This is a genomic window from Streptomyces sp. NPDC002536 (assembly GCF_053594995.1).
The window spans coordinates 1-15,343 of sequence record NZ_JBSFWU010000080.1 but is presented as its reverse complement, the minus strand read 5'-3'; the positions used below and the strand labels follow the sequence as shown (position 1 = coordinate 15,343).

At 71.7% G+C, this 15,343-nt stretch carries 11 protein-coding genes; 4 read left to right on the top strand and 7 right to left on the bottom strand.

The annotated features are described in order from the left end of the window. The gene (lanKC, locus tag ACWD4B_RS25415; protein WP_451422910.1) at nt 1-2,508 is read left to right on the top strand and encodes a class III lanthionine synthetase LanKC; all 2,508 of its coding nucleotides are present in this window, start codon (nt 1-3) and stop codon (nt 2,506-2,508) included. 138 nt (nt 2,509-2,646) lie between these two features. After that, the gene (locus ACWD4B_RS25410) at nt 2,647-3,183 is read left to right on the top strand and encodes a hypothetical protein (RefSeq protein WP_451422909.1); all 537 of its coding nucleotides are present in this window, start codon (nt 2,647-2,649) and stop codon (nt 3,181-3,183) included. Between the two features lie 276 nt (nt 3,184-3,459). On the opposite strand, the gene cimA is transcribed toward ACWD4B_RS25410, so the two are convergent. The 4 genes from cimA to ACWD4B_RS25390 form a co-directional block, all read right to left on the bottom strand. Further along, nucleotides 3,460-5,097 (bottom strand): citramalate synthase, encoded by a 1,638-nt coding sequence (gene cimA / locus ACWD4B_RS25405; protein ID WP_451422908.1) that lies wholly within the window; start codon nt 5,095-5,097, stop codon nt 3,460-3,462. 284 nt (nt 5,098-5,381) lie between these two features. Further along, nucleotides 5,382-6,668 carry an MFS transporter gene (locus ACWD4B_RS25400; RefSeq protein ID WP_451422907.1) on the bottom strand — a complete coding sequence of 429 codons (1,287 nt, stop codon included), beginning with the start codon at nt 6,666-6,668 and terminating at the stop codon, nt 5,382-5,384. 191 nt (nt 6,669-6,859) lie between these two features. Continuing rightward, nucleotides 6,860-7,963, bottom strand: coding sequence for a branched-chain amino acid aminotransferase (locus tag ACWD4B_RS25395; RefSeq protein WP_336416315.1), 1,104 nt, complete (start codon nt 7,961-7,963; stop codon nt 6,860-6,862). Between the two features lie 145 nt (nt 7,964-8,108). Continuing rightward, entirely contained in the window at nt 8,109-9,191 is a 1,083-nt protein-coding gene (locus tag ACWD4B_RS25390) for a 3-isopropylmalate dehydrogenase (RefSeq protein ID WP_451422906.1), read from the bottom strand. 130 nt (nt 9,192-9,321) lie between these two features. Between ACWD4B_RS25390 and ACWD4B_RS25385 the strand changes: the two genes are divergently transcribed. Further along, nucleotides 9,322-10,905 carry a purple acid phosphatase family protein gene (locus tag ACWD4B_RS25385; RefSeq protein WP_451422905.1) on the top strand — a complete coding sequence of 528 codons (1,584 nt, stop codon included), beginning with the start codon at nt 9,322-9,324 and terminating at the stop codon, nt 10,903-10,905. Nucleotides 10,906-10,918: 13 nt separating this feature from the next. On the opposite strand, the gene ACWD4B_RS25380 is transcribed toward ACWD4B_RS25385, so the two are convergent. The 3 genes from ACWD4B_RS25380 to ACWD4B_RS25370 all read right to left on the bottom strand — a co-directional run bounded on the left by ACWD4B_RS25380 (nt 10,919) and on the right by ACWD4B_RS25370 (nt 14,045). Beyond that, nucleotides 10,919-11,053 carry a hypothetical protein gene (locus ACWD4B_RS25380; RefSeq protein WP_336416318.1) on the bottom strand — a complete coding sequence of 45 codons (135 nt, stop codon included), beginning with the start codon at nt 11,051-11,053 and terminating at the stop codon, nt 10,919-10,921. A gap of 287 nt (nt 11,054-11,340) precedes the next feature. Continuing rightward, nucleotides 11,341-12,972: an L-glutamate gamma-semialdehyde dehydrogenase gene (gene pruA, locus ACWD4B_RS25375; protein ID WP_451422904.1), complete on the bottom strand. Its 1,632-nt coding sequence runs from the start codon at nt 12,970-12,972 to the stop codon at nt 11,341-11,343. A gap of 146 nt (nt 12,973-13,118) precedes the next feature. Next, the gene (locus ACWD4B_RS25370) at nt 13,119-14,045 is read right to left on the bottom strand and encodes a proline dehydrogenase family protein (RefSeq protein WP_451422903.1); all 927 of its coding nucleotides are present in this window, start codon (nt 14,043-14,045) and stop codon (nt 13,119-13,121) included. A 179-nt stretch (nt 14,046-14,224) separates the two neighbouring features. Between ACWD4B_RS25370 and ACWD4B_RS25365 the strand changes: the two genes are divergently transcribed. Next, nucleotides 14,225-15,343, top strand: a 1,119-nt coding sequence (locus ACWD4B_RS25365) for a PucR family transcriptional regulator (protein WP_451422902.1), incomplete at its 3' end; no start/stop codon positions are given.

Here is a 15,343-nt window from a genome sequence, read left to right as displayed (position 1 = left end):
ATGCTCGCCCAAGGCCACCTCGCCGCCGACCCCCTCTTCGCGGACGCCCCAGACCGCGTCGAAGACGCGGCAAGCCGCTTCGCACGCGCCGACCGTCCCGCACCCCCCGGCTGGCGCCGGGCCGAGCACGGCGGCTGGGTCTCCCTCCAGCACGCAGGCGCCCGACTGCCCCCGCAGGGCTGGAAGATCCACGCGTCGGCGACGGCCGAGGAGGCCCCGCGCGTGGTCGACTCGGTGTGGGAGTACTGCGTAGAACGCGGCATCGGCTTCAAGTTCCTGCGCAGCAGCACCCTGTTGGCGCTGGTCAACAGCAAACGGGCACCGCGCTCGGCCGGCGGCAAGCTGATCACGATCTACCCGCGCTGCGAGGAGCTGCTGGAGCGCACGCTGCGGGAGCTGTCCTCGCTCTTACGGGGCGTCAAGGGCCCGTACATCCTCAGCGATCTGCGCTGGCACGAGGGCCCGTTGTACGTGCGCTACGGGGGCTTCGCCCCGCGCTTCTGCTTCTCGCGCGACGGCGACTACGTGCCCGCCGTGGTGCGCCCGGACGGCGAACCGGTGCCGGACGTGCGCGGGGCCTCCTTCCGGGTGCCGCCGTGGGCGGGGGTGCCGCCTTTCGTCGCGGACCGGATCCGGGCCTCCCGCCGCGGGCCGGGCACACGGCTCCCGTACCGGGTGGAGAAGGCGCTGCGCTTCTCCAACAGCGGCGGCGTCTACCGCGCCGTCGATCCGGGCACCGGACGCACGGTGGTGCTCCGGGAGGCCCGCCCGTACACCGCCGTCGACGACCGGGGCAGGGACGCGGTCGCCCGGCTGGGCCGCGAACACGCCGTGCTGCAGCGGCTGGCCGGGCTGGACTGCGTGCCGCGGGTCCTGGGGCGTACGGTCCACTGGGAACACCACTTCCTGGCCGAGGAGTTCGTCGAGGGCGAGCCGCTGCCGGAGGCGGTCGCCCGGCGCCATCCGCTCTTCCGGCCCGAGCACGGACCCGCCGAACGGGCCGCCTACGCCGCGTGGGCCTGCGCCGTCCTCGACCGGATCGGGGCGGCGGTGGCCGCGCTGCACGCACGCGGCGTCGTCTTCGGGGACCTCCAGCCGGGCAACGTACTGGTCCGCCCCGACGGCAGCGTGTGCCTCGTCGACTTCGAGACGGCCTTCGGCATCGGCGAGGACGTCGCACCGGCCATGGGGACGCCGGGTTTCGTCGCCCCGTGGGCGCGTTCGGGCACCGCGGTGGACGTGTACGGGCTGGCCTGTCTGCGCCTTGCGGTCTTCTGTCCGCTGACGGAGCTGATGCGCTTCGACCCGCGCAAGCCGGGGCAGTTGATCCGGCTGGTCGAGGAACGCTTCCCGGTGCCACCGACGTTCGCCGCGCGGCTGCGCGAGGAACTGACCCCGCCCCCGGGCACGGCCGTCAAGCCCGCCGTGGCCTGGCCCCCGGGCGGCCGGGAGGCGCAGTGGGGCCCGGTGCTGGACTCGCTGTGCGAGGCGGTGCTGCGCAGCGCCACCCCGGAGCGGGAGGACCGGCTCTTCCCCGGCGACGTCCGGCAGTTCGACGGTCAGGAGACGGGCCTGGCCTACGGCGCGGCCGGGGTGCTGCACGCCCTGCACGTGACCGGGTACGGCACGCGCCCGGAGTTCGCCGGGCACGCCGACTGGCTGGTGCGGGCGGCCGAGCGCGCGCAGTGGCCGCGGCCGGGGCTCTACGACGGGCTCGCCGGGGTGGCCCACGTCCTGGGCGAGTCGGGGCGGGTGCAGGAGGCGCGGGCGGTGCTGGAGCGGCTGGCCGCCTTCGACCTGCGGGGCTGCGGGACGGGCCTGTTCGGCGGCCTGGCCGGGATCGCGCTGGCCTTCCTGCACGCCGGCCACGCGGAGGCCGCCGTCCGGCTGGGCGACCGCCTCGCACGATCCCTCGACGGCGACGGGGACGGGGACAGGGACGGCGTCACCGCCCCCGGGCTGATGCGCGGATGGTCGGGCCCGGCCCTGCTGTTCGTGCGGCTCTTCGCGGCGACGGGCGAGGAGCGCTGGATGCGGTGCGCGGAGACCGCCCTGGCCCGGGACATCGCGCGCTGCGGAGCGCCGCGCGGGCGATACGTCCAGGTCAAGGACGGGCAGCGCTGGGTCTCGGGGCTCGGCGCGGGCAGTGCGGGGATCGGCGTCGTCCTCCAGGAGTTCCTGCGGCACCGCCCCGACACCCACTTCGCGCGGCTGCGCGACCGCATCCGCGACGGGCTGGGGACGGAACTGCTGCTGTCGCCGGGCCTGTTCACGGGGCACGCCGGGCTGCTGTACGCCCTGGCGCACCTGGACGGTCCGCAGGAGCTGCGGGACGTGCAGCTGCGGGGGCTGGGCGTGCATGCCGTGCCCTACGAGGGCGAGTTGGCGTTCGCGATGGACGGACTGCTGCGGCTGTCCATGGACTTGGCGACCGGGACGGCGGGGGTGCTGCTGGCGGTGCACGCGGCGGTGCGGGGCGGCGGCGGGCTGCCGTTTCTGGGTTCTTGAGGGGTGGTTGGGGGTGTGCGGGGGGCGTGCGTCGGGTGACGCGCTGCGGGCGCTCGGGCGAGCGGGGCGGAACCGCAGGCTCCGCCGGGTAGGAAAGGAACCGTTCCCGCAATTCCCCAAGTCACCGAAGAGGTGGGCATGTTCGGTAGGTACGGTGTCCGGGTCTCCCTGTGCGCGATGGCGCTGACCGCCGCGTCCCTGGGGTGGGCCCCGGCTGCGCAGGCGCACGCGCGCGCTCCGCTGTCCTGCTCGGGGCGGGAGAGCACGTCCTACAGCCCGGGGCTGACTCTGGAGCCCCGGGACGTCGGGATCGAGGCGCACCCCACCTACACCTGCACGGACCGTCCGGGGCACGTGGTGAGCGCCACGGGCACCATCGAGGGCATCTCCCCCGGGGCGAGCTGCCTCGCGCTCGTCACTGCCGGCGGGCGGGAGACCGTGAACTACGCGGACGGCGGGGAGTCGGTGATCGTCTACACCTCCTCCGTCGGCACCCGGGCGCTGGGCGCCCACACCCTTCAGCTCCTGGGCACGGTCGTCGAGGGCCGCGGCAAGGGACACCGGGCCGTGCGCAGCGTCCAGACGCTGCCGGGCACGCTGCCGACGGACTGCCTGACGCCCGACGGCCTCCGGCAGGCCTTCGCCGGGGTGGAGTTGGAGATCGACCCGTCCTGACGCAACGCCCGGGCGACGAGCGGCTGCGCCCCGAAGGGGCGCGGGGCTGTGTCTCCCCCAGCTACCGCTGGGAGGTGCCCCCAGCGGCTCCGCCGCGTGGGCGCGACCAGGCGCCCCGTCAGGGGCGCGGGGAACTGCGCGAGCAACCACGACGCGCCCGCAGCCGAGGAGCCCGGGGCTGCGCCCCGGAACCTCTGGGGCGGTACGTCGACTGCGGGCCGGTGGGGGCTTGTCGCGCAGTTCCCCGCGCCCCTTACGGGCGCGGTACTTACCGCATCACTCCTGCGGCTCGACCCCCGCCCGGAGCAGGCCGTACGCGTAGGCGTCGTCCAGTGCCTGCCACGACGCGGCGATGACGTTCTCCGCGACGCCGACCGTCGACCACTCGCCCTGCTCGTCACTGGTCGAGACCAGGACGCGGGTGATCGAGCCGGTGCCCCGCGAGCCCTCCAGGATGCGGACCTTGTAGTCGGTCAGCTTCAGCGAGGCGAGCTGCGGATAGATGCGCTCCAGCGCACTCCGCAGCGCCCGGTCGAGGGCGTTGACCGGGCCGTTCCCCTCCGCGGTGGCGACGATGCGCTCGCCCTTGGCCCACAGCTTCACGGTCGCCTCGTTGGCGTGCGTGCCGTCGGGGCGGTCCTCGACGATGGCCCGCCAGGACTCCACGCGGTAGTAGCGCCGGGCGCGCCCCGCTTCCTCCCGCTGCAGCTCCCCCCGCAGCAGGAGTTCGAACGACGCGTCGGCAGCCTCGTACGTGTACCCCGCCGACTCCCGTTCCTTGACGCGCTGCACGACGCGGCCGATCAGCTCGCGGTCGCCGCCCAGGTCGATGCCGAGTTCCTTGCCCTTGAGCTCGATGGAGGCGCGGCCGGCCATGTCGGAGACCAGCATCCGCATGGTGTTGCCGACCCGTTCGGGATCGATGTGCTGGTACAGGTCCGGGTCGACCTTGATCGCGGACGCGTGCAGCCCGGCCTTGTGCGCGAACGCGGAGAGGCCCACGTACGGCTGATGCGTGGAGGGCGTGAGGTTGACGACCTCGGCGATGGCGTGCGAGATGCGGGTCATCTCGGCGAGCTTGCCCGGGGGCAGGACGCGGCGGTCGTGCTTGAGCTCCAGGGCCGCGACGACGGGGAAGAGGTTGGCGTTGCCGACGCGTTCGCCGTAGCCGTTGGCGGTGCACTGCACGTGCGTGACGCCGGAGTCCACGGCGGCAAGGGTGTTGGCGACGGCGCAGCCGGTGTCGTCCTGGGCGTGGATGCCCAGCCGGGCGCCGGTGGCCTCGCGCACGGCGCGGACGACCTCGCCGATACGGGAGGGCAGGCAGCCGCCGTTGGTGTCGCAGAGGACGACCACGTCCGCGCCCGCCTCGTACGCGGTGCGCACGACGTCGGTGGCATGGCCGGGGTTGGCGCGGTACCCGTCGAAGAAGTGCTCGCAGTCGACGAACACCCGGCGGCCGCGCGAGCGCAGGTACGCGACCGTGTCGCGGACCATCGCGAGGTTCTCCTCCAGCGTGGTGCGCAGGGCCAGTTCGACGTGCCGGTCGTGGGACTTGGCGACGAGGGTGACGACCGGGGCGCCGGAGTCGAGCAGGGCGGCGACCTGCGGGTCGTCCTCGGCCCGCACGCCCGCCTTGCGGGTGGCGCCGAAGGCGACCAGCTGTGCGTGCCGGAAGTCGATCTCCTGCTGCGCGCGTTGGAAGAACTCGGTGTCCCGGGGGTTGGCCCCGGGCCAGCCGCCCTCGATGAAGCCGACGCCGAAGTCGTCCAGGTGCCGGGCGATGGTCAGCTTGTCGGCGACGGTGAGGTTGATGCCCTCGCGCTGGGCTCCGTCGCGCAGCGTGGTGTCGAAGACGTGGAAGCCGTCGTCGGGCCGAAGGCTTTCGTCGGGGCCGTCGGTTGCGTCCGTCATTGCTGCTCTGACTCCTGTCGGGATCTCGGTCTGACCGGAATGACCCGTTCCACCGTTCCCCTATGATCCCGCTCGCTCCGCTCCCGGTGCAGGTGGTCCGGGAAACGAAAAGACCTCTCGCGGGTGCGAGAGGTCTGCGCGCGGGTCTGGGACGACGGTGTCCGCGTCGTACGGGTTCGTACGAGGCGGTCACTGCGGACCGGCGCGCCTGCTGCCCGTAATCGTGGCAAACGAGAACACGAGGGGCATCCTTGCACGGTTCGCCGCCGCCGTGGCAACCGGTCTCACGATGTGGGCACCCCGGTGGTCTTGATGTCGACGTCGCGCGTCTCGCGCATGGTGAGGTAGACGACGAGCGAGACGGCCGCGCAGCCGGCCACGTACCAGGAGAAGCCGGACTCGATGCCCGCGTTCTTGAACCACAGCGCCACGTACTCCGCCGTCCCGCCGAACAGGGCGTTGGCGATGGCGTAGGGCAGGGCCACGCCCAGCGACCGGACGCCGGTGGGGAACAGCTCGGCCTTCACACAGGCGTTGATCGACGTGTAGCCGGTGACGATGACGAGCGCGAGCAGGGACAGGCCCAGGGCGGGCCAGAAGGAGCCCGCGTCCTTGAGCATCGACATGATCGGCACGGTGAGGAACGTCGAGCCCACGGCGAAGGTGATCAGCAGCGGGCGGCGGCCGATCCGGTCCGAGAGCGCGCCCGCGAGCGGCTGGATGCAGGCGAAGACGATCAGGGCGCAGAAGCTCACCAGGGTCGCCGTCTGCTTCGACAGACCGGCGGTGTTGGAGAGGTACTTGGTGAGGTACGTGGTGTACGTGTAGTACGCCACCGTGCCGCCCATGGTGAGGGCGATGACCAGCAGCGCCTCGCGCTTGTGACGCAGCAGCGCCTTGATCGTCCCCCGGTCGTCGTCCGCGTCGGTGCTCTCCTCGTACGCCTCCGTCTCCAGCATGCTGCGGCGCAGGTAGAAGATGACGGCCGCGCCGAGCGCACCGACGACGAACGGGATCCGCCAGCCCCAGCTGTGCAGTTGGGCACCGGTGAGGGTGTGCTGCAGCAGGATCAGCAGCCCGAGACCGGCGATCTGGCCCGCGGTCATGGAGACGTACTGGAAGCTGGAGGCGAACCCGCGGCGCCCCGGGGCGGAGGCCTCGGTGAGGTAGGTGGCGCTGGCGGCGTACTCGCCGCCGACGGACAGCCCCTGCAGGAGCCGGGCCATGAGGAGCACGGCGACGCCGCCGTAGCCGGCGACGCCGTAGGTCGGGGCCAGGGCGATGAGCACGGCGGAGGCCGACATGAGCGTGACGGTGAGCGTCAACGCGGCCTTGCGGCCGCGCCGGTCACCGACACGGCCGAGCAGCCAGCCGCCGACGGGGCGCATGAAGAAGCCGACGGCGAAGATGCCGGCGGTGTTCATGAGCTTGGCGGTGTCGTTGCCTTCGGGGAAGAAGGCGCCGGCGAAGTAGGTGGCGAAACTGGCGTACACGAACCAGTCGAACCACTCGACCATGTTCCCGGCCGAGCCGATCCAGATCTTCTTCCAGTGCCCCGTTGACGTTTCCATGAGGGGAAACGCTGGCGGAGCGAAGGGTTTCGGACAAGAGTCCGACCGCAACGATCACGCGTACTTTCGTGCGTTGCGGTCACGCTCCGCTGGAACTGCGGTACTTCGACTACGGGTGGTCCGTGGCTGGTCGCGCAGTTCCCCGCGCCCCTTACGGGGCGCGGAACCGCACTGGACTTCGGCAAATCCGCTCAGCCCAGCGGGTGCATCCAGCCGTGGACGTCCTCGACGGCACCGGTCTGGATGTCCAGCAGCGCCTTGCGCAGCTTCATCGTCACCTCGCCCGGCTGCCCGTCCCCGACGGTCCAGTCGGCCCGCGTCGACTTCACCGAGCCGACCGGCGTGATGACGGCGGCCGTTCCGCATGCGAACACCTCGGTCAGCGAGCCGTCCGCGTTGCCGTTCTTCCAGTCGTCCACCGAGATACGGCCCTCGGACACCTCGTAGCCCAGGTCCTCGGCGATGCGCAGCAGGGACTTGCGGGTGATGCCCGGGAGCAGGGAGCCCGTCAGCTCGGGGGTGACAATCCGCTGTGTTCCATCCTTCTGGCCGTACACGAAGTACAGGTTCATGCCGCCCATTTCCTCGATCCAGCGGCGCTCGAGCGCGTCCAGCCAGACCACCTGGTCGCAGCCGTTCTGCGCCGCCTGGGCCTGGGCGACCAGCGAAGCGGCGTAGTTGCCACCGGCCTTGGCCGCGCCCGTGCCGCCGGGGCAGGCGCGCACGTACTCCTCCGAGAGCCAGACCGAGACCGGCTTCACGCCGCCCGCGAAGTAGGCGCCGGCCGGCGAGGCGATGACGACGAAGAGGTACTCGTTGGCCGGGCGGACGCCCAGCCCGACCTCCGTGGCGATCATGAAGGGGCGCAGGTAGAGCGAGGCCTCGCCGGAGCTCGGCACCCATGCCTTGTCCTGCTTGACCAGGGCGTCGCAGGCCTCGACGAAGGTCTCGACCGGCAGTTCGGGCATGGCCATCCGGCGCGCGGAGGCCTGGAAGCGCTTGGCGTTCTCGTCCGGACGGAACGTGGCGACCGAACCGTCCGGCTGGCGGTAGGCCTTGAGGCCCTCGAAGATCGTCTGCGCGTAGTGCAGGGTCATGTTCGCCGGGTCGACCGACAGCGGCGCGTACGGGACGAGCTGTCCGTCGTGCCAGCCACGGCCCTCGGTCCACTTGATGGTGACCATGTGGTCGGTGAAGTGGCGGCCGAAGCCGGGGTTGGCCAGGATCTGCTCGCGCTCCGGGGCGGACAGCGGGTGCGCGGAGGGCTTGAGCTCGATCGGGGGCGTCGTCGTCATGAGTGCGTGTCCTTCACCTTTGATGCGTGTCGGACCGCGCTGCGGCCCCACGTTCGATTATCGCTCGCGTGGGGCTTTGACGAAAAACGTTCGCGCGGTCCGGGTCGATAGTCGCACCGAACCGCGCAGTAGCACAGAGTCCGGGCTAGTCAGCGGCTCGTCGGCCTACAAGTACGGCAAGGGCGTCGCCGATCTCGTCGGTCGTGCGCGGCAATCCCCCTGAGCCCTCCGGGCCAGGGAGGTGCCCCCAGCGCCCCGCGAGATCCTCGGCCACAGCCGCCTCCACGCGGTCCGCCTCGGCGTCCAGGCCCAGGTGGCGCAGCAGAAGGGCGACGGAGAGCACCGTGGCCGTCGGGTCCGCCTTGCCGGTGCCCGCGATGTCGGGCGCGGAGCCGTGCACGGGCTCGAACATGGACGGAAATGCGCCACTCGGATTGATGTTCCCGGAGGCGGCGAGGCCGATGCCGCCCGTGATGGCGGCGGCCAGGTCGGTCAGGATGTCGCCGAAGAGGTTGTCGGTGACGATCACGTCGAAGCGCTCGGGCTGCGTGACGAAGAAGATCGTCGCGGCGTCGACGTGCAGGTAGTCGGTGGTGACCTCGGGGTACTCGCGGCCCACCCGGTCGAAGATGTTCTTCCAGAGGTGACCGGCGTACACGAGCACGTTGTTCTTGTGCACGAGGGTCAGCTTCCGGCGCGGCCTCGCCTGGGCCCGCTCGTACGCGTCCCGCACGACGCGCTCCACGCCGTAGGCGGTGTTGACGCTGACCTCGGTGGCCACCTCGGCGGGCGTCCCGGTGCGCAGCGAGCCGCCGTTGCCGGTGTACGGGCCCTCGGTGCCCTCGCGGACCACGACGAAGTCGATGTCCGGGCGCCCGGCGAGCGGGGTCTCGGCCGTCGGGTGGAGCCGGGAGGGGCGCAGGTTGACGTAGTGGTCGAAGGCGAAGCGCAGTTTGAGCAGCAGCCCGCGCTCCAGCACTCCGGACGGCACGCCGGGGTCGCCGATCGCCCCGAGCAGGATCGCGTCGTGCTGCTTCAGCGATTCCAGCTCCGCGTCCGGCAGGGTCTCGCCGGTGGCGTGCCAGCGCCGGGCGCCCAGGTCGTACTCCTGGGTCTCCAGCTTGGTGTCGGAGGGGAGGACGGCGGAGAGGACCTTCAGGCCCTGGGCCACGACTTCCGGGCCGATGCCGTCACCGGGGATGACTGCGAGACGAATGCTGCGAGACATGAGTGGACCGTACTCCTCCGTCCCGCCCTATGACACACGATGTCCACGATCCGGACACGTTGCGATCCGTAAAGGTCTCGTTCACCCCAAGTACGTGACTCGGTCGTCATTTCCTGGCACGTTGCCCGACATGGACACACCACGGGTAGGCATTCCCGAGCACCTCGCAGGCCGGATGAGCATGGCCGAGCAGCACGAGTACCTGCGCAGCAGGTTCACCCGCCGCGGCATGCTGCGGACCGGCGCCGCCGGCGCGGGCGCCGTCGTCGGCACGGGCCTCCTCGGCACAGGCGCCACCAGCGCCTATGCGAAGCCCCTCTCCCCGACGCTGCTGACCTCCCCCGCCACCACGAGAGTCGACGGCTCCCTCGTCGCCCCCTTCGGCCGGCACCTCGCCTTCGGCGCCGACCCGAAGACCCAGATGCGGATCTCCTGGCAGGTGCCGTTCGCGGTCAAGCGCCCGTTCGTCCGGGTCGGTCTGAAGCCGTGGGACCTCAGCCAGCGCATCCCGGCCGAGGTGCGGACCCTGCACACGCCCGCGCTGTCCAAGAAGCTCCCCGCCGTCGACCAGGTCTACCTGCACGCCGCCCTGGACAACCTCCGCCCCGGGCAGACCTATTACTACGGCGTCGGCCACGACGGCTGGGACCCGGCCGACACCCAGCACTTCGGCACCATAGGAACCTTCCGCACCGCGCCCGCGCGGGCCGGGAAGTTCACCTTCACGGCCTTCGGCGACCAGGGCGTCAGCTACCACGCCCTGGGCAACGACCAGTTGATCCTGGGCCAGAACCCCGCCTTCCACCTGCACGCGGGCGACATCTGCTACGCCGACAACAGCGGCGAGGGCAAGCCGGACGACGTCTACGACGCCCGCGCCTGGGACCAGTTCCTCGCCCAGACCGAGACCGTGGCCAAGACCGTGCCGTGGATGGTCACCACTGGCAACCACGACATGGAGGCCTGGTACTCGCCCAACGGCTACGGCGGCCAGAGCGCCCGCTGGGCCCTGCCCGAGAACGGCTTCGACCCGAAGCACTCGCCGGGTGTCTACTCGTTCGTCTACGGCAACGTGGGCATCGTCGCGCTGGACGCCAACGACGTCTCGTACGAGATCACCGCCAACACCGGCTACAGCGGCGGGAAGCAGACCGCCTGGCTGGACCGGCGCCTGCGGGAGCTGCGCGGCCGCCAGGACGTCGACTTCATCGTGGTGTTCTTCCACCACTGCACCTTCTCGACCACCAACTCCCATGCCTCCGACGGCGGCGTGCGCGACACGTGGCTGCCGCTCTTCGAGAAGCACAAGGTGGACCTGGTCATCAACGGCCACAACCACGTGTACGAGCGCACCGACGCCATCAAGGGGCAGCGGGTGTCCAAGAAGGTGCCGATCGGCGGCACCGTGGACTCCTCGCGCGAGGGCATCGTCTATGTGACGGCGGGCGCGGCCGGCAAGTCGCTCTACGACTTCCCCGTGCCGGACAGCTACGAGGGCCACGTCAAGGACCTCGACAGCGTCCCCACCTTCCACTGGGTGAAGGGCGGCGGGAAGCAGAAGGAGGAGGTGGAGTGGTCGCGGGTGCGCTACACCGACTACTCCTTCCTCGCGGTGGAGTCGGAGCCGGGCCGCCACCCGCGGCTGCGGGTGACGGCACTGGCGGAGACGGGGGCGCGGATCGACCACTTCGAGGTGACGCGGGGCGCCCCGTAAGGGGCGCAAGGCCTCAGTGACCTGTCGAGCCGCCGTTGTCGCGACGGTCCAGCGCACGCTGGAGGGCAGCGGCGGCATTCGCCCGGTCGGTGTCGCGTTCGGCGGTACGGGCGGTGCGGCGGGTCCTGCGGACAGCGGTGTCGGCCATGGGTCGTGTCTCCTCTGCTGAGCCCCGAGAAAGTTCGGAAGAAAGCCGGAAACAAAGGGCGGGGGCCGGGTGCGGCAGGGATCGCCTGCACGAGCGCACGAGGCCACAGCCGCCATCGCTCGATGGAGCGGAACGATCGGCTTCTTCCACGCTAAGCCAGCGGCGCCCCGCTGTCTGCACGACTACTCGGACTTCCTACTATCTGAGACGGCCCGTTCGGCCACATGGCACCGCCCCCCGGCCGGCGTGGGGGCCGGGCGGGGGGCGGAATCTGCAGCAGGGCGTGGTCAGCCCATGTGCGGGTAGCGGTAGTCGGTCGGCGGGACCAGGGTCTCCTTGATGGAGCGGGTCGAGGTCCAGCGCATCAGGTTGCTCGCGGCACCGGCCTTGTCGTTGGTGCCGGAGGCACGGCCGCCGCCGAAGGGCTGCTGGCCGACGACGGCACCGGTCGACTTGTCGTTGATGTAGAAGTTGCCCGCGGCGAAGCGGAGCTTCTCCATCGCGTCGGCGGCCGCGGCGCGGTCGGCGGCGATGATCGAACCGGTCAGGGCGTACGCCGAGACGGACTCCATCTGGGCCAGCATCGCCTCGTACTCGGCGTCCTCGTAGACGTGGACGGCGAGGATCGGGCCGAAGTACTCCGTGGTGAAGACCTCGTTGGCCGGGTCGGTGCACTCGATGACGGTCGGGCGCACGAAGTAGCCCACCGAGTCGTCGTACGTGCCGCCCGCGATCACCGTGCAGGTCGGGTCGGCCTTGGCGCGGTCGATCGCGGCCTTGTTCTTCGCGAAGGCGCGGTCGTCGATGACGGCGCCGATGAAGTTGTCCAGGTCGGTGACGTCACCCATGGTGATGCCGTCGACCTCGGCCGCGAACTCGTCCTTGAAGCCGTTCTCCCAGAGGGAGCGCGGGACGTAGGCGCGGGAGGAGGCCGAGCACTTCTGGCCCTGGAACTCGAAGGAGCCGCGGGTCAGCGCGGTCTTCAGGATCGCCGGGTCGGCGCTCGGGTGGGCGACGACGAAGTCCTTGCCACCGGTCTCGCCGACCAGGCGCGGGTAGGACTTGTACGTCTCGATGTTGTTGCCGACCGTCTTCCACAGGTACTGGAAGGTCTTGGTCGAGCCGGTGAAGTGGATACCGGCCAGCTCGGGGTGGTTCAGGGCCACCTCGGAGACGGCGATGCCGTCGCCGGTCACCAGGTTGATGACGCCCTTGGGCAGGCCCGCCTCCTCCAGCAGCTGCATCAGCAGCACCGCGGAGTGGGTCTGGGTCGGGGACGGCTTCCAGACCACGACGTTGCCCATCAGGGCCGGGGCGGTCGGCAGGTTGCCCGCGATGGCCGTGAAGTTGAACGGCGTGATCGCGTAGACGAAGCCCTCCAGCGGGCGGTGGTCGCTGCGGTTCCACACGCCGGCGGAGTTGGCGACCGGCTGCTCGGCCAGGATCTGGCGCGCGAAGTGCACGTTGAAGCGCCAGAAGTCGACGAGCTCGCAGGGCGTGTCGATCTCGGCCTGCTGGGCGGTCTTGGACTGGCCCAGCATGGTGGAGGCGGCCAGCGTCTCGCGCCAGGGGCCGGCCAGCAGCTCGGCGGCGCGCAGGATGATCGCGGCGCGGTCGTCGAAGGACATCGCGCGCCAGGCCGGGGCGGCGGCCAGCGCGGCGTCGATCGCGTCCTGCGCGTCCTGCTGCGTGGCGTGGTTGAAGGTGCCGAGGACGGCGGCGTGGTGGTGCGGCTGGACGACCTGGAACGGCTCGCCGCCGCCCATCCGCTTCTCGCCGCCGATGGTCATCGGCAGGTCTATGGGGTTGCTCGCCAGCTCCTTGAGCTTGGCCTCGAGGCGGGCACGCTCGGGGGAACCGGGGGCGTAGGAGTGCACCGGCTCGTTGACCGGCGTGGGGACCTGGGTCACAGCATCCATGGCTGCCATGTCTCCTTCGGGGGTCGGGGGGTCGGGGTCAGCCGCGCGAAGCGGGTGTCAGCCGCGCGTCGCAAGCGAGCGCAGGCTGTGATTCCCGGGGGATGACCCCCGGACCCCCAGCCGACGCGTCGCTCGCCGCAGCATGTCTAGCCGCGCGTCGCAAGCGAGCGCAGGAAGAACGCGAGGTTCGCCGGGCGCTCGGCGAGCCGCCGCATGAAGTATCCGTACCAGTCGGTGCCGTACGGGATGTACACGCGCATGCGGTGGCCGTCCGCGACGAGGCGCTGCTGCTCGGCCTCACGGATGCCGTACAGCATCTGGAACTCGTATGCGTCCAGTGTGCGCCCGTAGCGGCGGCCGAGCTCCTGCGCGATCGCCACCATGCGGGGGTCGTGCGAGCCGATCATGGGGTAGCCCTTGCCGGCCATCAGGATCTTCAGGCAGCGCACATAGGCCAGGTCGACCTCGCGCTTGTCCTGGAAGGCGACGGAGGCGGGCTCCTTGTAGGCGCCCTTCACCAGGCGCACGCGCGAGCCCTCGCCGGCCAGCGCGTGGCAGTCCTCCTCGGTGCGGAAGAGGTAGGACTGCAGGACGGCACCGGTCTGCGGGAAACGCTTGCGCAGCTCGGCCAGGATCGCCAGCGTGGAGTCGACCGTGGTGTGGTCCTCCATGTCCAGCGTCACGGTGGTGCCGGCCTCGGCGGCGGCCTCCACGACCGGGGTGACGTTGGCCAGCGCCAGGTCGTGACCGCCCGGCAGCGCCTGCCCGAAGGCGGACAGCTTGACGGACATCTCGGCGCGCACGCCGAGGCCCTCGGTCCCGAGCGCCTCGGCCAGCGCCAGGTAGGCGTCACGGGTGCGCAGCGCCTCGGCGGGGTCGGTGATGTCCTCGCCCAAGTGGTCGAGGGTGACCTCCATGCCGCGCTGGTTCAGCGACCGCACGGCGGCCATGGACTCGTCCAGAACCTCGCCGGCGACGAACCGGTCGACCACGGGACGGGTCACCGGCGCGGCCGAGACGATACGGCGGATCGCGTCGCTGCGGGAAGCGGCGAGCAGCACAGGACCCAGCACTGGGCACCTCCACGATGACGGCCGTCGCCACGACGGGGGACGGCATAAGTAACTCATCGTGAAACCTAGGTTTCCAGCCACGGCGTCACCATCGACAGCTGTCACGCATCCGTGGCCGGCATCTCAGACAGATGTATGACAATGGTGGCCGGTCAGGCAGGAAGGGAGCACTGAGCAGCATGCGGGGTGAGTATCAGCAGCTGGTCGACGAGATATCGGCGGCGCTCGGGGCTCCTGCGACCCTGGAGGACAGGGATTTCGGGCTCATCGCCTTCGGCGCCCACGGGGGTGACGACGACGCGGACCTCCTGATGGACCCGGTGCGCACGCGCTCGATCCTCCAGCGGCGCTCGACGGCGGCGGTGCGGGCCTGGTTCGAGGCGTTCGGCATCGCGCGGGCCCAGGCGCCGCTGCGGATCCCGCCGGACCCGGCGGCCGGGGTCTTCACCGGCCGGATCTGTCTGCCCGTGCGGCACCGGGGCGTCGTCCTCGGCTATGTGTGGCTGCTGGACGACGAGCACCTGGCCGGGCTGGACCTGTCGGTGCCCTTCGCCGACCCCCGGCTCGCCCAGGCCATGGAGACCGCGGCCCGTATCGGCGCCCTGCTGGCGGCCGAGGCCCGGGCCGGTGCCGAGCTGGGCGAGCTGCTGCGGGACCTGCTGACGGCCCGCCGCCCGGCCCGTGAGGCGGCCCGCGACGCGCTGCGGGAGGCGCTGGGCCCGGCCGCGGACGGGCCGCTGGCGCTGCTGGCCGTCGTGCCCTGGCAGCTGACGGGCGACGCGGCGGACGGCGAGGCGCTGGCCGCGCAGTCCGGGGTCGCCGCGATGTGCGCGGTGCCGGAGGCGCTGCCGGACGGCTCGGCGGCGCTCGCCGCGCTGATCCGGCTGCGGGCGCTGGGCTCGCCCGCACCCGCGATGGCGGCCGCGGACCGGCTGCTGCACTCGCCGCGCGCCGGCCGCCCCGGGCTGGCGGCGGCCGGCCTCGCCGAGCCGCGGCGCGGCCTCGCCGAGCTGCCGGAGGCCTGGACGGAGGCGCTGGCGGCGGCCCGGGCGGCGGCCGCGGAGCGGCGCCTGGGGCCGGTGGCGGAGTGGGAACGGATCGGCGCGTACCGGGTGCTGACCGCGCTTCCGCCCGACCGCACGGCGGACCCGGCGGTCCGCCCCCTGCTGGCCCGCACCCACACGGAACTGGCCCGCACGGCCGCCAAGAAGAAGGGCGTGCGCTACTTCGGCCCCTACGCCCACGCCTGGGCGATCCGCGAGACCGTCGACCTGATGCTGCGGGTCTTCCCCGTCCGC